Below are 21411 nucleotides of genomic sequence, written 5' to 3' on the forward strand. Positions count from 1 at the left end.
GGCGCTTCCGGCGGGCGGCATCCCACGGTTCCGGAGCCCTGAGCCAGTGCGGTCGAGTGGGTTCGGTCCAGCGCACTCGTAGCTCCAGCGCACTCGTAGGAGGTGGCTCCGCCCCATGCTCGTTCGCGACGCCATGAGCACCGTGGTCCTCACCATCGGCCCCGCACACACTCTCCGCCAGGCAGCAGCCCTGATGTCCGCCCGCCGGGTCGGCGCGGCGGTGGTCCTCGACCCGGACGCCGGCGGCCCCGGCATCCTCACCGAGCGCGACATCCTCAACTCCGTCGGCCTGGGCCAGAGCCCGGACATCGAACGGGCCCAGGCCCACACCACCATGGACGTCGTGTTCGCCGCGCCGTCCTGGACCCTCGAGGAGGCCGCGCGGGCCATGGCCCACGGCGGTTTCCGGCATCTGATCGTCCTGGACGACGACCAACCGGTCGGCGTCGTCTCGGTCCGCGACATCATCCGCTGCTGGGCCCCGGCCCGCCGGCCGGCAGCGGTGAACTGATGCACGACGGTGCCTGTCCGGACAGGATCCGCACAGGCACCGCACCCGACCGCGACCATCGACCGAGCGGCCCGGCATACGGGCGACCGGGACGGCGTGGGCGGCGCCGGTTCAGCCGCGAACGGGACGCAGGGCCTGCACCGCGGCTTCCAGGCGCTTGCCGAAGTCGCCGTCGGCCCGACGGAAGTTCTCGATCGCGCGCTCGACGATGTCGTCGCGCGAGACCTGCGAGAGGGAGCCCGCGAGGTTGCCGATCAGGCGGTCCCGCTCGTCCTCGGACATCAGGCGGTACAGGTTGCCCGCCTGCACGAAGTCGTCGTCCTCCGCGTGCACCGGGGCCTCGTGGTTGCCCGTGGCGCCCTGCACCGGGACCGGCTGCCACAGCGGCCGGTCGGTCTGGAACGGCCCGCCGAAGCTGTTCGGCTCGTAGTTCCTGGCGCCCTTGTGACGGCCGTCGTACAGGAAGCCGTCCCGGCCGTGGGTGCGCGCCTCGGCCGCGTGCGGGCGGTTCACCGGGAGCTGGTCGGCGTTGATGCCGACGCGGTAGCGGTGCGCGTCGCCATAGGCGAACAGGCGGCCCTGGAGCATCTTGTCCGGGGAGGGACCGATACCGGGCACGAAGTGGGCGGGGCTGAAGATCGACTGCTCGACCTCGGCGAAGACGTTCTCCGGGTTGCGGTTGAGCTCGAGCTTGCCGATCTCGACCAGCGGGTAGTCGCCGTGCGGCCACACCTTGGTGAGGTCGAAGGGGTTGAAACGGTAGGTCGCCGCCTCGGTCGCCGGCATGATCTGGACGGAGACGGTCCAGGTCGGGTACTCCCCCCGCTCGATCGCCTCGCGCAGGTCACGCTGGTGCGAGTCGGGGTCCTTCCCCGCGAGGATCTCGGCCTCCTCGGCGGTGAGGTTCCTGATCCCCTGGTCGGTCTTGAAGTGGTACTTGACCCAGAAGACCTCGCCGGCCTCGTTGTTCCACTGGAAGGTGTGCGAACCGAAGCCGTCCATGTGGCGGTAGGACGCCGGGATACCGCGGTCGCCGAAGAGCCAGGTCACCTGGTGGGTGCTCTCCGGGCTGAGGCTCCAGAAGTCCCAGACGTTGTCCGCCTCCTGGCTGCCCGTGTAGGGGTCGCGCTTCTGGGTGTGGATGAAGTCGGGGAACTTGATGGCGTCCTTGATGAAGAACACCGGGGTGTTGTTTCCGACGAGGTCGTAGTTGCCCTCTTCGGTGTAGAACTTCAGCGCGAAACCGCGCGGGTCGCGGACCGCGTCCGCGGCGCCGAGGTTGCCCGCCACGGTCGAGAAGCGCAGGAAGACCTCGGTCTGCTTGCCGATCTCGGAGAGGAAGGCGGCACGCGTGTACGGGGTGACGTCGGCGGTGACCGTGAAGGTGCCGTAGGCACCCGCGCCACGGGCGTGCACCACTCGCTCCGGGATGCGCTCCCGGTTGAAGCGGGCGAGCTTCTCCAGCAGCAGCTGGTCCTGAACGAGAACCGGGCCGCCGACGCCTGCCGTCTCGCTGTTCTGGTTGTCGGCCACCGGAGCACCGGCCTCCGTCGTGAGCGGTCCCTGCGTCACTTTAAGCCTCCTCAGTCACTGCCACTGCCTTGCCTTCCGCAGACCGGTCATCCGGACCAGCGCCGAACTCGATCCTACATTGGACTAAGTCCAAGTCAAGCAAGCATCCAAAGTCACACCTGTTCGGAATCTGGTCCGCAGCTGTTAGGCTGGTGGGTATGAGTGACCTGTTGGAACGGCTGCGCGGACGTGGATGGCGGATGACCGCGCAGCGGCGCGTCGTGGCCGAGGTCCTCGACGGCGAGCACGTCCACCTGACGGCCGACGAGGTGCACGCGCGCGCCGTCGCGAAGCTGCCGGAGATCTCCCGGGCAACCGTCTACAACACGCTGGGTGAGCTGGTGTCCCTGGGAGAGGTGCTCGAGGTCACCACGGACAAGCGCGCCAAGCGGTACGACCCGAACGCGCACCGGCCGCACCACCACCTGGTGTGCGCCAACTGCGGAACGATCCGCGACGTCCACCCGATGGGCAACCCGCTGGCGGACCTCCCCGCCTCGGAGCGCTTCGGCTTCACGGTGTCGGACGTAGAGGTGACGTACCGCGGCCTGTGCCCGAACTGCTCGGCGGCGTAGCGGCGCTTCGCCGGGCTTTGCGTCCGCCTCGCAAGGGGCGCATCAAGCGCCACAAGGGACGCATCAAGCGCCACAGGGGACGCATCAAGCGCCACAGGGGACGCATCGACGCATCAACAGACCGGCATCAACAGACCGAGGCCGGAACCCATTCGGGTTCCGGCCTCGGTCCTTCAGTAGCGGGGACAGGATTTGAACCTGCGACCTCTGGGTTATGAGCCCAGCGAGCTACCGAGCTGCTCCACCCCGCGTCGGTGAACGCAACATTACGTCAGCGACACGGACAGAGGCAAATCGCTTCAGCGGCGCCCGCTCCTCCGGCGCCCAGAGCCGCTCTCCGTCACGCCGACAGCTCCTCCCGCAGAGCGTCCCGCAACCGCGCCGCCCGCTCCGCGACCTCCGCCGGCCCCAGCGACACCGCCCGGTCGGCCCACCGCTGCCCCTCCGCCAGCTCCCCCTGACGCGCGTAGACCAGCGCCAGCCGCAACGCCGCCCGCCCGTGCCCGGCGTCGGCCGCCCGGGTCCACCACAGCGCCGCCTCCGGCTCGCTGCCCTCCCGCGCCAGCAGCAGCCCGAGATTGAAGGCGCCGTTCCGCGACCCGCCCTCCGCCGCCTCCCGGTACCACCGCGCCGCCTCCACGACGTCCCCCCGCGCGGCGGCCAGCATCCCGACCCGTACCTGCGCCCGGCGGTGCCCCTGCGAGGCCGCCCGCTCGTACCACTCCTCGCACTCGCTCTTCTCGTGCGACGGCTCCCCCAGCTCGTGCTCGGGCGCCGGCGGCCGCCGCGCGTCCAGGAGCGTGGCCAGCCGGTACGCCGCCTCCGCGCTGCCGCCCCCCGCGGCGCAGCGCAGATGCCGTTCGGCCGTCTGCTCGTCCCCCTGGCGCAGTCGGGCGATCCCGACCTGGAGCGCCGCCTCGGTGTGCCCGGCGGCAGCCGCCCGCTCGTACCATCCGAGGGCCGTGTCGTCGTCGCCCCGCCCGGCGTAGAGAATCCCCAGGTTGAACGCGGCGTCCACGCTCCCCGCCTCCGCCGCCTTGGAGAACCAGGGTTCCGCCCCCGTCGCGTCCCCGCCCTGCAGCAGCAGGATGGCCAGCGCGTTCGCCGCCTCCCGATGCCCGGCGTACGCCGCGCGCCGGTACCACTGCTCGGCCTGCGCGGTCCGCCCCTGCTCGGCACAGAGCAGCCCCAGGTTGTACGCGCCGTTGACGTCGCCCGCGTCCATCGCCGCCCGGTACCACCGCTCGGCCGTCTGCGTCTCTCCACGCTCGGCGTGCAGCGCGCCCAGCGCGTTCGCCGCGTTGCCGTCGCCCTCCTGGGCGGCTCTGAGCCACCACACCGCGGCGCTCTCGGTATCCCCCGCATCCCGCAGCAGGAAGCCGAGCGCGCAGGCGGCCCGCGCCTCGCCGTCCTTCGCGCTCGTCAGGTACCAGCGACCGGCCTCCTTCAGATCGCCCCGCCGCTCCAGGATCGCCCCGAGGTGCAGCGCCGCGCGCCGGTGACCGCGCGCGGCGGCCTGCCGGTACCACTGCTCCGCCTCCTCGAGCGCGGACGGCTCGACACCGTTGTCAGCGCCGGCCTCCTGCTCGCCCAGCGCCCTGCGGTCGAGCGTTCTCGCCAACCGGTACGCGGCCTCACGGTGCCCGCGCTCCGCGGCGGCCCGCATCCACTGCTCGGCGCTGTCGTCACCGCGGTGCTCCAGCAGATCGGCGAGCGCGTACGCGCCCAGGACATGCCCCTGCTCGGCCGCCTGGCGCAGCCAGTACTCGGCGGCCGGCTCGTCGCCGCGCTCGCGGTGGTGCCTTCCGAGGGCGTGCGCGGCCGCGGCGGACCCGGCGACGGCGGCGATGCGCCACCAGCCGGCCGCCTCCTCGGCGTATCCGCGCTGATGCAGGAGGACACCCAGGTTGTTGGCGGCGGCGCGGTCACCCGCGGCGGTGGCGGCCCGCAGCTGGGGCTCGGCTCCGTCGAGATCGCCACGGCGCAGCAGCATGGCGCCGAGGACGCTCATCGCCTGGACGTCACCGGCCTCGGCGGCGAGCCGCTGCCGTGCCTCCTCGGCCGCCTCACCGGCCTCGTCCCGCTCGACGGCCTGCTCGACAGCCCGGTCATCGGATGGGTCGACGGAGGAATCGGCAGAGGAATCGGCCGAGTGATCGACGGACTGGTGGGCGAACCCGTGAGCGGACATGTCGGCGGACTGCTCGGCCGGCCGATCCACGAGCCGGTCGGCGGGCCGTACAAATCGGCCCGTCCCGAACAGAGCTGCCTTGTCCCCCATAACGTCCATCGTCGCACCACCTGCAACCTGGGTACACCTGGTATACCGCAGCCAGTGAGGTCACTTCAGCGTTTTGTCGACATGCCCACAGAGAGACAAGTCAAACACAGAAGTGGCCAACTGCCCCCACAAGCAGCCGCATTTCAGGCAAGTCGCCTGGTCACGCCGTACTCCCCCTCGTGTCGCACACACGTCGAGGGCCCGGATCCACGATCAGGATCCGGGCCCTCGACTTCAGTAGCGGGGACAGGATTTGAACCTGCGACCTCTGGGTTATGAGCCCAGCGAGCTACCGAGCTGCTCCACCCCGCGCCGTTGTTGGTTCACCGTATCACGGCGCGGGAGGGGTCCTGGTTCAGCTCCCGCCGGAAGCGCTCGGTGAACTGCCGGGCGAACCGCTCGGGCTGCCGCTCGCGCCGCCGCCACCGCCACTGGTCTTCCCGGCCTTGGTCTGGGCCTCTTCGGCCTGCTTCAGCGCGTCCTGCAGGTCTTTCTGCGCCCGCCCGTACGCTTCCCAGTCGCCCTTCTTGAGGGCTTCCTGGCCGGCGTCGAAGGCCTTCTGGGCGTCCTGGAGCGCCTGTTGGACGGTCGGGTTGGCGGGCGTCGGCGGGTTGCCGGTCCCGGTGTCCGGCGGCGGGGTGGAACCCTGTACGCCGAAGACCTTGTTGAGCGCCTCATCGAGCGTGTCCTCGAACGCGGTGTTGCCGCCGTAGGTCACCAACACCTTCCGCAGCAGGGGGTACTTGAGCCCGCCGCCGCGGACGTAGACGGGTTCCACGTACAGCAGTCCCCCGTCGAGCGGCACGGTCAGCAGGTTGCCGTACTCGATGTCGGAGTCGCCGCCCTTCAGCAGCCTGATCGACTCGGCGATGCTCTGCTCGGAGTTGAACTGGCTCTGGACCTGCTTCGGCCCGTCGACCGTTCTGCTCGTCGGCAGCTTCAGAATCCTGATCTTGCCGTAGTCGGGTGTGCCCGCCTCGGAGTCGACCGCCATGAAGGCGCTCAGGTTGTCACGGCCGTTCGGCGTGAGCGTCGTCGTCAGGGAGAACGCCTGCGCCTGCTGGTCGGGCATCTTCATGCTCAGGTAGTACGGCGGCACCGCGTTGCCCGTCTTGTTCGTCGGGTCGTCGGGCACCTGCCAGACCTCGCTGCCGCTGAGGAACGTCTGCGCGTCCTTGACGTGGTAGCGGGTCAGCAGCTCGCGCTGGACCTTGAACAGGTCCTGCGGGTAGCGCAGATGGGACATCAGCGACGGCGAGATGTCGCTCCGCGGCTCCACTGTGCCCGGGAACGCCTTCATCCAGGTCTTCAGAACGGGGTCCTCGGTGTCCCACTGGTAGAGCTTGACCTCGCCCGTGTACGCGTCGACGGTCGCCTTCACCGAGTTGCGGATGTAGTTGACCTGGTTCTGCTGGGCCATCACCGCGCGCTGGGTGTTGCCCGCGGTCAGCGAGTCGGCTGTCGTGTCGCCCAACGTCGTACGGGAGGAGTACGGATAGCCGTTCGACGTCGTGTAGGCGTCCACGATCCACTGGATGCGGCCGTCGACGACCGCGGGGTAGGCGTCACCGTCGATGGTCAGCCACGGCGCGACGGCCTCGACACGCTCCTTGGGCGTGCGGTTGTACAGGATCCTCGAGCCGTCGCCTATGGCGCCGGAGTAGAGGATCTGCGGCTCGCTGAACGCCACCGCGTACGCGGCCCGGTTGATCGGGTTGGAGAGGCTGACCCCGCTCTTGCCCCGGTAGCTGGTGGTCTTCTCGCCGTTGTCGTCGGAGTAGTCGATCTCCTTCTGGGGACCGCCGACGATCGAGTACGTGGTGGTCTTCTCGCCGTAGTAGACCCGCTGTTCGTACGTCCCGAGGTCACCGGTCGACGGCAGGTCCGACTCGGCGAAGACGGGCTGGCCGTTGGCGTCGGCGGTGGTGCCCTTGGCGGCGACCACACCGTAGCCGTGGGTGTAGCGGAAGTGGTCGTTGATCCAGTTGTTCTTCGGAATGCCGTTCAGGTTCAGCTCACGCAGACCGATGACCGTGTCCTGGTCCTTGCCGTCCTTCGTGTAGCGGTCGACGTCCAGGTTGGTCGGGAACGCGTAGTAGTTCTTCATCTGCTGGAGCTGCTGGAACGTCGGCGAGACGATGTTCGGGTCCAGCAGGCGGATGCTCGCCGTGGCGTCCGCGTCGTCGCGCAGCGTGCTCTTGTCCTTGGTGCTGCTCGTCCCGGCGTACTCGCTGACCTGGGCGTCGTCGATGCCGTAGGCCTCGCGGGTCGCCTTGAGGTTCTTGTCGACGTACGGCGCCTCCTTGGCCTGCTCGTTCGGCTGCACCTGGAACTTCTGGACGATCGCCGGGTACAGCCCGCCGATGAGGATCGCCGAGAGCACCATCAGGCCGAAGCCGATCACGGGCAGCTGCCAGGTGCGCCGCCACAGGGTGGCGAAGAACAGCAGCGCGCAGATGACCGCGATGCAGAACAGGATCGTCTTGGCCGGCAGGTAGGCGTTCGCGTCGACGTACCTCAGGCCCGTCCAGTTGCCGGTCGCCTTGAAGTCGCTGGACTTGACCGCGAGTCCGTACCGGTCGAGCCAGTAGGCGACCGCCTTCAGGGCGACGAAGACACCCAGCAGCACGGACAGGTGCCCGGTGGCGGCGGCCGTGGCGCGCGCTCCCGGGGAGGTGATCCGCAGCCCGCCGTACAGGTAGTGGGTGAGCGCGGCGGCGATCAGCGACAGGACCGTCGCGGCGAAGCCGAAACCGAGCAGGAATCGGTACCAGGGCAGGTCGAAGGCGTAGAAGGAGACGTCCAGGTGGAACTGGGGGTCCTTCTGGTGGAACGGCACGCCGTTCACCCACATCAGCCAGGTCCGCCACTGGCTGGACGCCGAGGCACCCGCGACCAGGCCCACCAGGGCGGTGATCCCGAGCAGCAGCCACGTCTTGTACGGCGCGATCCCCATCCGGTAGCGGTCGAGGCTCTGCTGCTCCATGGACATGGCGCTCAGCGGCGGACGCAGCCGGTGCGCGAGCCAGATGTTGACGCCGACCGCTGCCGCCATCAGCAGACCGAAGACGAAGAAGAGTCCGATCTTGGTCCACAGGGTGGTGGTGAAGACGGACGAGTACTTCACCGACCGGTACCACAGCCAGTCCGTCCAGAAACCGGCGAACATGACGAACGCCATACCGAGGACGGCGAGGACCCCGAGCGTCATGAGCAGGGTCCGGGCCCGCCCGGACGGGCGGCCCACTCTGATCCGTGGCCCCGTCGGGCCTCCGCCGCGGTCGGGCATCTGGAAAGCCAAGGTGCGCACCTCGAAGTTCGCTGTTGATCCGAGTTGATCCGTCAGGCCCCCGTGAACGCGGACCATGGATGAGGCTCCACGATCGCGGAGCCTCACCTATGCAACTTACTGGCGCTTTACTCGGTTCCCGCTTCGGGGTGCGAACGAGGCAGGATTGTGACCATGTCCAACACTCCCATGGCAGCGAACCCGCTCACCCGGGCCGTGCTCGAGATCGACGAGTACGCCTCCGGCCTCGGCTGGGACCAGCCCGCTCGCCTCTTCGCCCTCGTCGACACCGCGCGCCTGCGGACCGAGGAGCCCGCGCTCGCGACCCAGCTCGGTCTGGAGGAGGAGCCCGAGGCCGCGGGTCTCACCCCGATCGAGCAGGACGAGATCCCTGCCGACCGGCCGCTGGACGAGTTCCTCGGCACCATCGCCTGGCCCGATGCGGTGGCCGGCTGTGCGCTCACGGTGCAGCGGCTGATGCTGCCGCCGTCCGCGGAGTCCCAGGTCCCCCAGGGACTGAGCGAGCAGAAGCTGGCCGCGTGGGTCGCCGAGCACCCGGAGCGCCAGGAGGTGCGGATGACGGTCGCGGTGCTGCGGGACGGCGCGCGGGAGTCGGCGCTGCGGCTTCGCGAGAAGGACTCGCCGACGGAGGTATTGACGGGCCCGGACCTGGTGCCGGGCCTTGCGGAGGCACTGGCGGCCACGTTCGAGGACTGAGCGCTCCCCGCAACGGGGGCGGGGCGCCCGGAGGCTTCCGGGCGCCCCCACTCATGTGAAGGCGCTGCTGTCAGCCCTTGGTGGTGCACTTCGGCAGATCGGCGGTCTTGCCGGTGCGGATGTCCTTGAGGGCGTTCAGGGCGTCGGCGATGGTGTTGACCTTGACCAGGGTGAGCCCCTTCGGGGTCTCCTTGGCGGCGGAGGCGCAGTTGTCCTTGGGGGTCAGGAAGTACTGGGCGCCCTTGCTGCGCGCGCCGACGGTCTTCAGCTCGACACCGCCGATCGGTCCGACCTGGCCGTCGTCGTCGATGGTGCCGGTGCCGGCGACGAACTTGCCGCCGGTGAGGCTGCCCGGGGTGAGCTTGTCGTAGATGCCGAGCGCGAACATCAGCCCGGCGCTCGGTCCGCCCACGTCGGCGAGCTTGATGTCGATGGTGAACGGGAAGGTGTGATCGGTCCCGGCGGAGATCCCGACGATGGCGCGCTCCTTGGCGGTGTCGTGGGACTTCGTCGTGGTGATCGTCACATCCTGGGTTTCGGTGGCCGTCTTGTGCGCCTTCTCGGCGGCGGCCTGCGCCTTGGCGGGCACGATCGTGAATACGACCTTCTCGCCGGGCTTGTGCTTGGTGACCAGCTTGGCGACGTCCTCGGGCGCCTTCACGACACTGCCGTCGACGGCCTTGATGACATCACCGGCGTGCAGCTTGCCCTCGGCCGGCGCCCCCTTGAGCACGGTGGAGACGATCACCCAGGACTTCACCGGGATGCCCAGCTCCTTCAGGGCGGCGACCTTGGCGCTCTCCTGGGACTGGCTGAACTCCTCGGCGTTCTCCTGCGTGGACTGCTGTTCGGTCTTGCCGTCCGGGTAGAGCGTGTCGTGCGGGACCACCTTGGTGTCGCGCGCCAGCCAGCCGTAGACGGCCTCCACCAGGTTCATGTTGTAGTCGGCGCTGGTGACCCGGACGGTCGTCATGTTCAGGTGTCCGGTCGTCGGGTAGGTCCTGCGCCCGGAGATCTGCAGCACCGGCTGGCCGTCGTGCTCGTCCAGGGTGTTCACCGTCGGCCCCGGGGACATCTCCGAGTACGGCACTTTGATGAACACTCCCGCACACAGGAGCGCGATCAGCATCAAGGTGGAGGCGAGCATCGTCGCGGTGCGGCGTGGCATGGAACGACAGTACGGGACGGTGCTGTCAGCGGACCGTCAGGGCCGTCCGTACGAGCACGGGCGGCCCCTGCATCCTCTGGATCCTCGGCGCGCTCAGCCGCCCGAGTGGGACCTCTCCATCGCCTCGCGGAAACGCGCGTACCCGGCGAGCTCGGAGCCGTCGCCCGCGGCCTTGCGGTTCCGACTGGCCCAACTGCCCCACAGTCCTGCACCGAGCGCAGCCATAAACGGAATCAGCAACCAGGCGAGCGCCGCCATGCCGACCTCCCAACCCCGATGAGCGACCGCAACTGACTGATCAGCAGATTAATCATCCGCAATGTCAACGCTCACGCGAGGGGTACGGTTACGCAACCGGAGCCCGGGTGAGAGGTTGGTTAACCCCAGGAGAGGTATACGCTCCCCCGCTCAGCAGGCACCCGCCCGCCCTCCCGTCGCCCGACCACCACCCGTGAACGACGGCGTTACGCGCCGACCCATTCATCGGTGCCGTCGGAGAACCTCTGGTGCTTCCAGATGGGCACTTCGTGCTTGAGGTCGTCGATGAGCTTGCGGCAGGCCTCGAAGGCCTCGCCCCGGTGGGGACACGCCACGGCGACGACGACGGCGAGATCACCGACGCGCAGGTCACCCACGCGGTGCACCGCCGCGAGCGCCCGCACGGGGTACTCGGCGACGACCTTCTCGGCGATGCGTCGCATCTCGGCCTCGGCGGTCGGATGGCACGAGTACCCGAGCGCGTCGACGTCGGCCCCGCCGTCATGGTTGCGGACGGTCCCGACGAACAGCGCGATCCCTCCCGCGGCGTCGTCCCCCACGGCGCGGAAGATCTCGTCGACGGAGAGCGGGGTGTCCCGAATGGCCAGCAGCTTGATGGGCTCGTCCGCGACCTGCTCACCGGGGTGATCACTGTTGGGTGCCATGCCCCCATCGTGCCGTACACCTCGAAGAAGGAGGAACAGACGATTCAGGAGGCACGCGCGCGTGGGTCCTGGAAGCGTCGCGGTACGGGGGGGGCGACCCACGCCTCCTGCCGGTCCGGCCTGTGAGCCGCATGAGGAGGACGGATGAGGAGGAGGCCGTGCCCCTCAGACCCGCCGCCGCGCCTTCCGTGCCCTGCGCACCACCGCCGCCGCGCCGAGCAGAGCGACCGTCGCCCCCGCGGCCCCCGCCGCCGTCGCGTCCTTGCGTCCCAGCCGCCGCCCCACCACGGTGTGCCGCCCGGCCACCTCCTCCAGCAGCTCGGCCAGCACCTCCTCGTTCGTCCACTTCGGCCGCCACCCGGCGTCGTGCAGCCGGCTCCCGCTCACGACCCACGGGTACATCGTGTACGCGAGGTCCCCGGCCGGCGACGGCGTCAGCCCGATGCGGTGCAGCCGGGCCGCCGCGCCCAGCGCGACCGCGGACGGCAGCTCCATCCGCCGGATCCCGCTCAGCTCCTCGACCTCCTCCTGCTCCAGCCACCCCTCGCACCCGACGGCCAGTTCCCCCTCCACCTTCTCCAGAACGGCGTACTCCAGGGCACTGCACAGATCCTCGACGTGGCAGAACTGCCACGCCGGCCGCGACCCCGCCACCACCAGCAGACGAGGCGACTCGAAATACCTGGTCAGCGCCGTGTCCGTGCCCCCGACCAGGACAGCGGGCCGCACCACGGTGACGTTGAGCCCCGGATGCGCCCTCGGGGCCCGCCGCGCGAGCCGCTCGATCTCCAGCAGGTCCCCGACTCCGGTCGCCTCCGCCGTCGCCCGCAGCTCGGCGTCCTCCGACAGCGGCAGCTCGTTGTCCGGCAGCGCCCCGTAGACCATCGCCGACGTGCACAGCACCACCCGGTGCACCCCGGCGGCCGCCGCCGCGGTCAGCACGGTCTGCGTTCCGCGCACGTTGTACGCCGTGCGCGCCGCCGGGTCCGTCTCCAGGTCCAGGTCGAGTGCCAGATGCACCACCACGTCCGCGCCCCGCAGCTTCTCCGCGATCGCCGGGTCCCGCACGTCCAGGATGTGCCACCGCGCCGCCGCGCACTCCCCGCGCCGCTCGTCGATGGCGACGACCTGCCTGATCTCCTCGCACGCGGCGAGCCGCTCGGTGAGCAGCGCGCCGACCCCGGACGCGGCGCCGGTGACCGCGACGACCGGCCCGCGGATGGCAGTCGACTCGTCGGCTCCAAGCGCCGTCCTCGAGGGGCGGTGGTCGGGCGACGGGTGGGCTGAATGGTTTCGCGCTGCGCGAACCTGCGGATCTGGGGAACTCACCGGGCGTCTCCAGCGGTTGTCTTCCATACGGACGCAAAGCACGCGTGCGTACCAGGTGGCATCCATCCTGCCGCAGGCCACGAGTCGGCGAAGCACTCAGGCCCGATCGGGTCAAGGTGTCTACGCTGGGTGGTGTTGTCGGGCAGCCAGCCGCCGGAAGGAACCGGTGGCCTTACCAGCCGAGGAATCCCGTGAGTGACACCCCATTCGGATTCGGCCTTCCGCCGGAGGAGCCGGAGAACGGCGACGAGGGCAAGGAGAAGGACCAGCAGAGCGGCGGTGGTCAGGGACCGGCCAACCCGTTCGGTTTCGGGCTGCACGGAGCCGGCGGTGCCGGCGCCGACAACCCGCTCGCAGCGATGTTCGGTTCCCTGAACCCCACCGACCTGGGCGCCGCCTTTCAGCAGCTGGGCCAGATGCTCTCCTACGAGGGCGGCCCGGTGAACTGGGACATGGCCAAGCAGATCGCCCGCCAGACGGTCTCCCAGGGCACCCCCGACGGCACCAAGGACCAGAGCGTGAGCCCCGGCGAGCGTTCCACCGTGGAGGAGGCCGTCCGCCTGGCCGACCTGTGGCTCGACGACGCGACGTCACTGCCGTCCGGCTCGGGCTCCGCGGTGGCCTGGAGCCGCGCGGAGTGGGTCGAGGCGACCCTGCCGGCGTGGAAGGAGCTCGTCGACCCGGTCGCCGAGCGCGTCGGCGCGGCCATGGGCGATGTCCTGCCGGAGGAGATGCAGGCCATGGCGGGCCCGCTGATCGGCATGATGCGCTCCATGGGCGGCGCCATGTTCGGTACGCAGATCGGGCAGGCCGTCGGCGTGCTCGCCGGCGAGGTCGTCGGCTCCACCGACATCGGTCTGCCGCTCGGCCCGGCCGGGAAGGCCGCGCTGCTGCCGCTGAACATCGAGGAGTTCGGCAAGGACCTGGGCGTGCCCAAGGAGGAGGTGCGGCTGTACCTCGCGCTGCGCGAGGCCGCCCACCAGCGCCTGTTCGCGCACGTGCCGTGGCTGCGCTCGCACCTGTTCGGCGCCGTCGAGGGCTACGCCCGCGGCATCAAGGTCGACACGGCGAAGCTGGAGGACGTGGTCGGCCAGTTCGACCCGCAGAACCCGGAGGAGCTGCAGCAGGCGCTCCAGCAGGGCATGTTCCAGCCGGAGGACACACCGGAGCAGAAGGCGGCCCTGGCCCGTCTGGAGACGGCACTGGCGCTCGTCGAGGGCTGGGTGGACGCGGTGGTGCACGCGGCCGCGAAGCCGCGCCTGGCGTCCGCGGACGCGCTGCGCGAGACCCTGCGTCGCCGTCGCGCCTCCGGCGGCCCGGCCGAGCAGACGTTCGCCACGCTGATCGGCCTGGAGCTGCGTCCGCGCCGGCTGCGGGACGCCTCCCGTCTGTGGGCGTCGCTCACGGACGCGCGCGGTGTGGACGGCCGGGACGGCCTGTGGGCCCACCCGGACATGCTGCCGACGGCGTCCGACCTGGACGACCCGGACGGCTTCGTGCACCGCGAGCAGCTCGACTTCTCCGAGCTGGACAAGATGCTCGGCGAGGCGGCGGACGGGTCCGCTCCGAAGCCGGATCTGAAGAAGAAGGACGACGGCGAAGCCGAGGGCGACGACGCGGAGTGAGCCTCTACGACGACGCTGTCCTCGTGCTCAAGTCCTACGAGGGCCAGGAAGAGCTGCGCCAGGCGTATCTGGACCACCTCCAGGCGCACCCGGACGGCATGTGGAAGTCCTGTGGGGACGGGCACATCACCGCGAGCGCAATGGTGATCGACCCCGAGCACAGCCGGGTGCTCCTGACCCTTCACAAGAAGATCCGGATGTGGCTGCAGATGGGTGGCCACTGCGAGCCGGACGACGTGACGCTGGCGGACGCCGCACGCCGCGAGGCGACCGAGGAGTCGGGCATCGGGGGACTGGTCCTGCTGCCCGGCGGGCCGGTGCGCCTGGACCGGCACCACACGCCGTGCGCCTGGCACCTCGACGTCCAGTACGCGGCGCTCGCCCCGGCCGGAGCCGTGGAGGCGATCAGCGACGAGTCCCTGGACCTGCGCTGGTTCCCGTACGCCGAGGTGGCGGACGTGGCGGACGAGTCCGTCGTACGGCTGCTGGAGGCGACGCGCGCCAGGCTGTGAAGGTGTGAACGGGCAGGGGGTGACCGCCGCTGCGGTCACCCCTCACTCATGCTCAGCTCCAGACGTTGCCCTGGTTCTGCCCCCGTGCCCCGTGCTGCCCCATGCCGAACTGCGCGGCCAGGCCCTGCCCGATCTGGGCGTTCTGCGGCGGCAGCAGCTCGCTGGGCTGCACCAGCGCGAAGCCGTTGCCCATGAAGCTGAGCTCCCAGCCCTCACCGGTGTTGCCGCGGCGCCGCCACACCCCGGAGGAGTGCGTCTGGGCCTGCATCTGCACCCGCAGGCCGGTGGACCAGGCGACGATCGCGTCGGCGTCGCAGTTGACGTACTTGTCCGGCGTGACCTGCATCAGCAGCGGCGCGCCCGACGTCATCAGCGCGACCTTGCCGCGGCCGGTGATGTTGAGCTGGTACTTGCCGGAGCCGGAGATCCCGTACAGGCTGTCGACGGCGATGACCTCGTGGTGCAGCGAGGAGTCCATCGCGAGGACGTAACTGCTGTCGACGGTCAGCCCGTCCTGCTCGACGTCCATGATGTGCACGTGCTGGGCGAGGTTGGCGAGGTAGACGGTGCCCTGACCGTGACAGCGCATCAGGTCCAGGCCCTCGCCGGTGTGTGCACGCGCGCGCCGCTGACCGCCGCTCTGGTACTCGGCGTCGAACTCGATGAGCCCCTGGTAGGCGACCATGGTGCCCTTGCGCGCCAGTACGTCGTCGTGGCCCTCCAGCAGGACGCGCAGCATCTGCGGGTTCTGCAGACTGTAGCGCTCCTGGGTCTGCTGCTCGTTGTAGGCGAAAAGCGAGCTCTGCATGGTGTGCGGTTTCCCCCTCAGCCCCGGATCCGGAGGCGGTCGGTGCTGTCCTCGCTGGGCTGGACGACCACGATGCCCTGCCCGGAGAACGCCATCTGGTAGGCCTCGCCGCTGCCGCGCCCGATGAGCGACTGCGCCTTGAAGCTGCGCTTGCCCTTCACCTTGAGGTTCGGGGACCAGGCGACGAGGGCGTCCGGGTCGACGTACGTCTCGTCCTCGCCTCCTCCGCAGTCGACCACGATCGGGGTGCCCCGGGAGGTCAGGGCCACCCAGCCCTGCCCGGAGATCTTCGTGTTCCACAGGCCCTGTCCGGCGAACTTGGCGAGCCCCTTGACACGTTCCACACCCCACTGCAGGTGGGCGTCGAAGGCGAGCAGGTTGGTGGCGTTGACGGAGATCGCATCGCCGCCCAGGTTGATGACGACGACGTTCGCCCCGTAGTCGGCGAGGTAGAGCAGACCGTCGCCGGAGCACTTCATCAGGGGCGCACCCTCACCGGTCATCCAGTCCCGCGCGATCTGGCGCACGGCGGGCGGGTTGGGCTCGTACTGGATGAACCCTTCGTAGGCGACCATCGAGCCCACGCGCGCGAGGAGGTCGTTTCCGGTCTGCATGGCGACCTTCAGCATGTGGCTGCCGTGGTTCTCCATGCGGGCGGTGACGGGTGCAGGGGCGTAGCCCGCGAGTGGCTGGTTCATGACGGGCTCCCTCAGACCTCGTACGGCTGGACGACGACGAAATTGCCGGGTGCGGCGCGGAACTGCAGGTTCACGCCCTCTCCGGTGTGACCCGGATAGGCGTTGCGGCGCATGCGCACCTGGCTGGAGACGATCACCTGGGCGGCGGCCGACCAGGCGACGACGGCGTTGGAGTCCACGAACGTCGTCGGGGTGACGGGCAGCACCACGGGTGCGCCGTGCGTCTTGACGACGATCGTGCCGGTCCCCTGGAACTGCATGGTGAACAGGGCGCCCCCAGGGATCCCGTGCCCCTCGATGCGCCGCACCTCGTGCTGGAGGGATTCGTCGAAGGCGAGGACGTTCTCCGCGGAGACACAGATCGCGTCCCCCTGGAGCTCGATCGGGTGCAGATCGGTGGCGTTCTCCGCGAGGAACACCTGTCCCTGGCCCGTGCAGCGCATGAGCTGCATCTCTTGGCCGGTGGCGTTGCCCACGATCCGCCCGGCGAAGCCGGCGCCCTTGTAGCCGAAGTCGACCTTGCCCTGGTAGAGCACCATGCTGCCCTGGCGGGCCAGTACGGGCTGGCCGCCGATGCCGAGGTCCACGCGGACGAGCTTCTTGTTCTGCTGCGTCCACCGCTGCCCGGTGGGCGTCTCCTTGAAGGCCTGCAACGCGGCGGCCACACCGGCGGCCTGGGGGGCGCCCTGCGGAGCGGCCTGGGGAGCGCCGTACGGGGAGGGGGTGCCGGGCGGGGCCGGGTACTGGCCGGGAGCCTGGCCGTACGGCGGCTGCTGTGCGTACCCGGGTGGCATCGACGCGGCCGGCTGCTGTCCGTATCCGGGCGGGGGGCCGGGCGGAGCGGGCGGCCGGGCGTGCGGCGCCGGGCCCGGCGGCGGCACGGCTCCGGCGGGAGGCGTGTTCAGGGGCGCGACGATGGTGGGCGCGGCGTGCACGGAGGGCACGGGCGCCGGAGCGTGCGGAGCGGCTCCCTGGGGCGGCGCGTAGCCCTGGGGGGCGGGCTGCGGCTGCTGCGGCATCGACGCGGGAGCGGGGGCCGGAGGCGCGGGGGGTGCGGGCGCCGGTGCGGCCGGGGCGGCGAACGCCGGCGGGGCGAACCCCGGGGCGGCGCCGGTCTGCGGCTGCTGCGGGGCGGGCGTCTGCTCCTCCTCGAGGACCTCCCCGCCGAAGTTCTTCAGCAGTGCCTCGAGGCCGCCGTCGAAACCCTGCCCGACCGCGGCGAACCGCCAGACGTCCTTGAGGTAGAAGTCGCCCAGCATGACGGCGCGTTCGGTGGTGAACTCGGAGCCGCTGAAGGGATAGCGGGCCACTTCCTCGCCGCCCGCGACGATACGCAGGTGTCCGGGGCCGATCTGCGACATCTGTCCGGCGCCGTCGATCGTCGCCGTGAAGGACAGCTTGTGGATGTGCGGCGGGATCTTGTCGAGCGTGACCCGGAAGGACTCCGTGTCCCCCGCCTGCGGGCCCAGGAGCTGAATGGCCTCCTCCGGCGTCTTCGGCTGGTTGAAGAAGACGAAGTACCGGTCGTCCGAGAGCCGTTCGTCGGCGTCCAGCCCGAAGCAGCTGATGTCGAAGCTCAGTCCGGGCGCGGAGATCTGCACGCCTACGTACAGGTCCGTGCCCGCCGTGAGGTCACTGATCCTGGCCTTGTGGCCGCGTTGGAATTCCCTGGCCATGCGTAACGACCGTCCCCCATCCCGAATGTGAGTGCGTCGCGCCAGGCTAACGGCAAACGCACGGAGCGGAGGGAGCCGGTACAGACCCGGTACACAACCGCATCGTCGCCAGGACCCGGCTGCTTCTCCGCACGTCCGCCGCGTGTGCACGCAGTGCGAAGATGACCCGTACGACCGCTGGGAGAGGTGTGGCCGGGTCCCCTCTACTCCTCGTCCTGCGCCGGCTGGTACGGCAGCCGGTCGGCCGCGACCACCCCTTCCAGATAGCCGCGGGCACGCTCGGTGCGCGGATACGCCTCCAGCAGCCGCCAGAAACGCGGCCCGTGCCCCGGTACGAGAAGGTGTGCGAGCTCGTGCAGCAGCACGTACTCGATGACGTACTCGGGCATGCCCTGCAGCCGGTGGGACAGACGGATGCTGCCCTCGGACGGGGTGCACGAGCCCCAGCGTGTGTTCTGGTTTGTGACCCAGCGGACCGAGGCGGGCCGCGCCCGGCCGTCCAGGTACTGCAGAGAGAGCCGCTCGGCACGCTCGGCCAGATCGGCGTCGCCGATCACCCGGCGGCTCTCCTGCGCGGCCAGCTTGTCGAGCATGACGGTCACCCAGCGCTGCTCCTCCGCCTTGGACATCCGGGCGGGGATGAGCACGACGGTCCGATCACCCTCGCGATACGCGGACACCGTTCTGCGGCGTCGCGCGCTTCTGCGAACCTCGATCGCGCTCGTCCCCGAGCCGCTCGGCGGCTGGCTCGTCGTGCTGCTCTGTGGCTTTCCGGCACGGTGTGGTGGGTCGGCGGGCACGCCCCGACGTTACCCGCTGCACACGGGAGAAGTCCCGCCTCCGGCGCGGTTCCGCGCTGATCCCCACCCCCGCGCACTTGATTCATATGACGAACGCCTCCGCCTGTGGACAACTTCCGGCACGCTCCGCCGGGTCCAGGCATGCTGGCATGCGTCGACGGACCAATACATCCGCCGCACATGATGACGTACCGACGCATTACGGACTACGGGGGCCGGTCATGCATCCGATGGTGAAGCCCGCGCTGCGGCGCGGCTGGCGCGATCTGAACACCGTCCAGTTCGGGATGGCACCCGCGCACGCGATGGTGCTGGGCCCGGTGGACACCGCGACGGGCAGCTTCCTCACCCTGCTCGACGGCACCCGCGGGCTGCCGCTGCTCCGTGAGGAGGCCCGGCGCATGGGCCTGCCGGACGGACACGTCGACGCGCTGGTGGGCAACCTGTCGGGCGCGGGCCTGCTCGACGACGCCACCGGCGGTGGCCCGCAGGCCGACACCCTCCGCGCCAAGGCGACCGTCCTCGACCGTCTCCGTGCCGATCTGGCATCCCTGTCCCTGGTCGCCCGCTCACCCGGTGAGGCCGCCCGGCGTCTGGCCGCCCGCCGCTCCCTCCGGGTCCAGGTCCGCGGCGCGGGCCGTGTGGGCGTCCTCCTCGCCTCGCTCCTCGCGGGCGCCGGCGTCGGCGAGGTCGACGTCCGCGACACGGGCTGCGTCGAGCCGTGGGACGTGGCCCCGGGTGGCCTGCCGGCGGACGCGATCGGCGAGCGCCGAGAGGAGGCGGCCCGCCGCGCGGTCCGCGCGGCCGCCCCCGACCGGCCCCGGCGACGGGACGGCGCCGCGCGCCGCCCTCTCCACGACGACCCGGACCCCGGCTTCTCGCTGGTGGTCCTCGCCCCCCGCGACGGCGTCGACGTGCACGCTCCCGACCCGCTCAGCGCGGAACCGCTGACCGCCTCGGGAACACCCCATCTGTACGCGGGTGTCGCGGAAGGCACGGGCATCGTCGGCCCGTTCGTCCTGCCCGGTGAGACGAGCTGTGCCGGCTGCCTCGACCGGGGGCGCGCCGACCGGGACGAGACCTGGCCGCGTCTGGTCGCCCAGTGGCGTTCGGGGCGCCGGCCCCAGGTCCAGGCGTGCGATCTGGCCTTGGCGGCCGCTGTCGCGGGAGTCGCCGCCGGGCACGCGCTCGCCTTCCTGGACGGCTCCGAGCCCGCCAGCTCGGGCGCACGCTGGGAGGCGTCCGTGCCCCGGTTCGACTGGCACGCAAGGCCGGTGTGGTCGCATCCCGCATGCGGGTGCGGCGCGGCGGAGAAAGGTAAGGAAGGACACACCTCGGAGGACGAGGAGCCGCGCGAGACAATGGCGGAGCAACGGCCGTCGAGGAACCTCTCCCGCAAGGCACACGCGGCACGGCTGTCTGGGACTTGGAGGGCGCATGTCTGATCTTCCCCGGAAGGCGGTCACCCGGACCGCCAAGCTCGCCGCGCTCCCGCTCGGCTTCGCCGGGCGGGCGACTTGGGGACTCGGCAAACGGATCGTCGGCGAGTCCGCGGAGATGGTCGGCCGCGAACTCCAACAGCGCACAGCCGAACAACTGTTCAAGGTGCTCGGTGAGCTCAAGGGCGGCGCGATGAAGTTCGGGCAGGCCCTGTCCGTCTTCGAGTCGGCACTCCCCGAAGAGGTCGCCGGCCCCTACCGCGCGGCCCTGACCAAGCTCCAGGAGGCGGCCCCGCCGATGCCGACCCGCACGGTGCACGGAGTCCTCGAGGAGAGGCTCGGCGCGGACTGGCAGGAGCTGTTCCTGGAATTCGAGGACAAGCCGTCGGCGGCGGCTTCGATCGGGCAGGTGCACCGCGGCGTGTGGCACGACGGCCGTGAGGTCGCGGTCAAGGTCCAGTACCCGGGCGCGGGCGACGCCCTGCTCTCCGACCTGAACCAACTCAGCCGTTTCGCCCGTCTGCTGGGCCCCCTGATCCCCGGCATGGACATCAAGCCGCTGATCTCGGAGCTGCGCGACCGGGTTTCGGAGGAGCTGGACTACGGGCTGGAGGCGCAGGCTCAGCGGGCCCACGCGGAGGAGTTCGCGGGCGACCCCGACGTCACGGTGCCGGCGGTGGTGCACCAGTGCGAGCAGGTTCTGGTGACCGAGTGGATCGACGGCATACCGCTGTCGGAGGTGATCGCCGACGGCACCCCGGAGCAGCGGGATCGCGCCGGGCAGCTGCTGGCCCGCTTCCTCTTCTCCGGCCCGGCGCGTACGGGCCTGCTCCACGCGGACCCGCATCCGGGCAACTTCCGTCTCCTGCCCGGCCCCCGCCGCGGCGACGGGAAGGACGTCTGGCGCCTCGGCGTCCTGGACTTCGGCACGGTCGACCGCCTGCCGGGCGGCCTGCCCACCCCGATCGGGCACTCCCTGCGCATGACCTTGGAGGGAGACGCCCAGTCGGTCTATGAACTGCTGTGCGAGGAGGGCTTCGTCAAGGAGTCCATCGCACTCGACCCCGACGCGGTCCTCGACTACCTCCTCCCGATCATCGAACCGGCACAGGCGGACGAATTCACCTTCACTCGCGGCTGGATACGCAGCCAGGCGGCCCGTATCGCCGACCCGCGATCCCCTGCCCACCAGCTGGGCAAGCAGCTCAACCTTCCTCCGGCCTATCTCCTCATCCACCGGGTGACCCTGAGCACCATCGGCGTGCTGTGCCAACTGGGCGCGACGGTCCGCCTGCGTGACGAACTGGAGGAGTGGCTGCCGGGCTTCCTGCCGGAAGAGGCAGCGGAGGAGGAGCCGGCGGCGGAGGCCTGACCGGCCTGGACCCGCGCCGGACCGGCCTGGACCTGCGCCGGTCCAGGCCGCCCACGGGTGACCGGTTCGGCCCGGATCTCCCATGCGCCGCAGGAGCCGACCCCTTCGGGCGGCCC

At 70.6% G+C, this 21411-nt stretch carries 18 protein-coding genes and 2 tRNA genes; 7 read left to right on the plus strand and 13 right to left on the minus strand.

Annotated features, from left to right (window positions below; all coding sequences use genetic code 11):
- Window positions 1-115: 115 nt before the first annotated feature.
- A complete protein-coding gene (locus tag ACFYZE_RS10690; protein ID WP_388990934.1) occupies window positions 116-511 on the plus strand; it encodes a cyclic nucleotide-binding/CBS domain-containing protein in 396 nt (131 codons plus the stop codon).
- Between the two features lie 111 nt (window positions 512-622).
- On the opposite strand, the gene ACFYZE_RS10695 is transcribed toward ACFYZE_RS10690, so the two are convergent.
- A complete protein-coding gene (locus tag ACFYZE_RS10695) occupies window positions 623-2083 on the minus strand; it encodes a catalase (RefSeq protein WP_388990936.1) in 1461 nt (486 codons plus the stop codon).
- A gap of 158 nt (window positions 2084-2241) precedes the next feature.
- Between ACFYZE_RS10695 and ACFYZE_RS10700 the strand changes: the two genes are divergently transcribed.
- The gene (locus ACFYZE_RS10700; protein WP_388990938.1) at window positions 2242-2658 is read left to right on the plus strand and encodes a Fur family transcriptional regulator; all 417 of its coding nucleotides are present in this window, start codon (window positions 2242-2244) and stop codon (window positions 2656-2658) included.
- 177 nt (window positions 2659-2835) lie between these two features.
- Here ACFYZE_RS10700 and ACFYZE_RS10705 read toward each other — a convergent pair.
- The 4 genes from ACFYZE_RS10705 to ACFYZE_RS10720 all read right to left on the minus strand — a co-directional run bounded on the left by ACFYZE_RS10705 (window position 2836) and on the right by ACFYZE_RS10720 (window position 8228).
- Window positions 2836-2909 (minus strand) — tRNA-Met (locus tag ACFYZE_RS10705).
- Between the two features lie 89 nt (window positions 2910-2998).
- Entirely contained in the window at window positions 2999-4939 is a 1941-nt protein-coding gene (locus ACFYZE_RS10710) for a tetratricopeptide repeat protein (protein WP_388990940.1), read from the minus strand.
- A 238-nt stretch (window positions 4940-5177) separates the two neighbouring features.
- Window positions 5178-5251 (minus strand) — tRNA-Met (locus ACFYZE_RS10715).
- A gap of 43 nt (window positions 5252-5294) precedes the next feature.
- Entirely contained in the window at window positions 5295-8228 is a 2934-nt protein-coding gene (locus tag ACFYZE_RS10720) for a UPF0182 family protein (protein WP_388991454.1), read from the minus strand.
- A gap of 174 nt (window positions 8229-8402) precedes the next feature.
- On the opposite strand from ACFYZE_RS10720, the gene ACFYZE_RS10725 reads away from it, so the two are divergent.
- Window positions 8403-8945: a PPA1309 family protein gene (locus tag ACFYZE_RS10725; protein WP_388990942.1), complete on the plus strand. Its 543-nt coding sequence runs from the start codon at window positions 8403-8405 to the stop codon at window positions 8943-8945.
- 70 nt (window positions 8946-9015) lie between these two features.
- Here the strand turns inward: ACFYZE_RS10725 and ACFYZE_RS10730 are convergent, their stop codons facing one another.
- The 4 genes from ACFYZE_RS10730 to ACFYZE_RS10745 form a co-directional block, all read right to left on the minus strand.
- The gene (locus tag ACFYZE_RS10730) at window positions 9016-10113 is read right to left on the minus strand and encodes a PDZ domain-containing protein (RefSeq protein WP_388990944.1); all 1098 of its coding nucleotides are present in this window, start codon (window positions 10111-10113) and stop codon (window positions 9016-9018) included.
- Between the two features lie 93 nt (window positions 10114-10206).
- Window positions 10207-10371 (minus strand): hypothetical protein, encoded by a 165-nt coding sequence (locus ACFYZE_RS10735; RefSeq protein WP_388990946.1) that lies wholly within the window; start codon window positions 10369-10371, stop codon window positions 10207-10209.
- A 206-nt stretch (window positions 10372-10577) separates the two neighbouring features.
- Window positions 10578-11036, minus strand: coding sequence for a molybdenum cofactor biosynthesis protein MoaE (locus ACFYZE_RS10740; RefSeq protein WP_388990948.1), 459 nt, complete (start codon window positions 11034-11036; stop codon window positions 10578-10580).
- 165 nt (window positions 11037-11201) lie between these two features.
- Window positions 11202-12365 carry an SDR family oxidoreductase gene (locus ACFYZE_RS10745; protein WP_388990950.1) on the minus strand — a complete coding sequence of 388 codons (1164 nt, stop codon included), beginning with the start codon at window positions 12363-12365 and terminating at the stop codon, window positions 11202-11204.
- 191 nt (window positions 12366-12556) lie between these two features.
- Between ACFYZE_RS10745 and ACFYZE_RS10750 the strand changes: the two genes are divergently transcribed.
- On the plus strand, window positions 12557-13990 hold the full coding sequence (locus ACFYZE_RS10750; RefSeq protein WP_388990952.1) for a zinc-dependent metalloprotease: 1434 nt from the start codon (window positions 12557-12559) through the stop codon (window positions 13988-13990).
- Window positions 13987-14502, plus strand: coding sequence for an NUDIX hydrolase (locus ACFYZE_RS10755; RefSeq protein WP_388990954.1), 516 nt, complete (start codon window positions 13987-13989; stop codon window positions 14500-14502). Before ACFYZE_RS10750 ends, ACFYZE_RS10755 begins: the two co-directional genes overlap by 4 nt.
- Before the next feature lie 52 nt (window positions 14503-14554).
- Here ACFYZE_RS10755 and ACFYZE_RS10760 read toward each other — a convergent pair whose 3' ends face one another.
- The 4 genes from ACFYZE_RS10760 to ACFYZE_RS10775 form a co-directional block, all read right to left on the minus strand.
- Entirely contained in the window at window positions 14555-15310 is a 756-nt protein-coding gene (locus tag ACFYZE_RS10760) for an AIM24 family protein (protein ID WP_388990956.1), read from the minus strand.
- Window positions 15311-15327: 17 nt separating this feature from the next.
- Window positions 15328-16008: an AIM24 family protein gene (locus tag ACFYZE_RS10765; RefSeq protein WP_263231962.1), complete on the minus strand. Its 681-nt coding sequence runs from the start codon at window positions 16006-16008 to the stop codon at window positions 15328-15330.
- 11 nt (window positions 16009-16019) lie between these two features.
- Window positions 16020-17684 (minus strand): TerD family protein, encoded by a 1665-nt coding sequence (locus ACFYZE_RS10770; RefSeq protein ID WP_388990958.1) that lies wholly within the window; start codon window positions 17682-17684, stop codon window positions 16020-16022.
- A gap of 203 nt (window positions 17685-17887) precedes the next feature.
- Window positions 17888-18484: a M48 family metallopeptidase gene (locus ACFYZE_RS10775; RefSeq protein WP_388990960.1), complete on the minus strand. Its 597-nt coding sequence runs from the start codon at window positions 18482-18484 to the stop codon at window positions 17888-17890.
- Between the two features lie 221 nt (window positions 18485-18705).
- Here ACFYZE_RS10775 and ACFYZE_RS10780 point away from each other — a divergent pair, with 221 nt between their 5' ends.
- Both ACFYZE_RS10780 and ACFYZE_RS10785 read left to right on the plus strand, forming a co-directional pair.
- Window positions 18706-19929 carry a TOMM precursor leader peptide-binding protein gene (locus ACFYZE_RS10780; RefSeq protein ID WP_388990962.1) on the plus strand — a complete coding sequence of 408 codons (1224 nt, stop codon included), beginning with the start codon at window positions 18706-18708 and terminating at the stop codon, window positions 19927-19929.
- Window positions 19922-21295, plus strand: a complete 1374-nt coding sequence (locus ACFYZE_RS10785) for an ABC1 kinase family protein (RefSeq protein WP_388990964.1) — start codon at window positions 19922-19924, stop codon at window positions 21293-21295. The genes ACFYZE_RS10780 and ACFYZE_RS10785 overlap by 8 nt, the downstream gene beginning before the upstream one ends.
- Window positions 21296-21411 lie beyond the last annotated feature (116 nt).

Source organism: Streptomyces sp. NPDC001796 (assembly GCF_042892355.1).
In the GTDB taxonomy this organism is placed as follows: domain Bacteria; phylum Actinomycetota; class Actinomycetes; order Streptomycetales; family Streptomycetaceae; genus Streptomyces.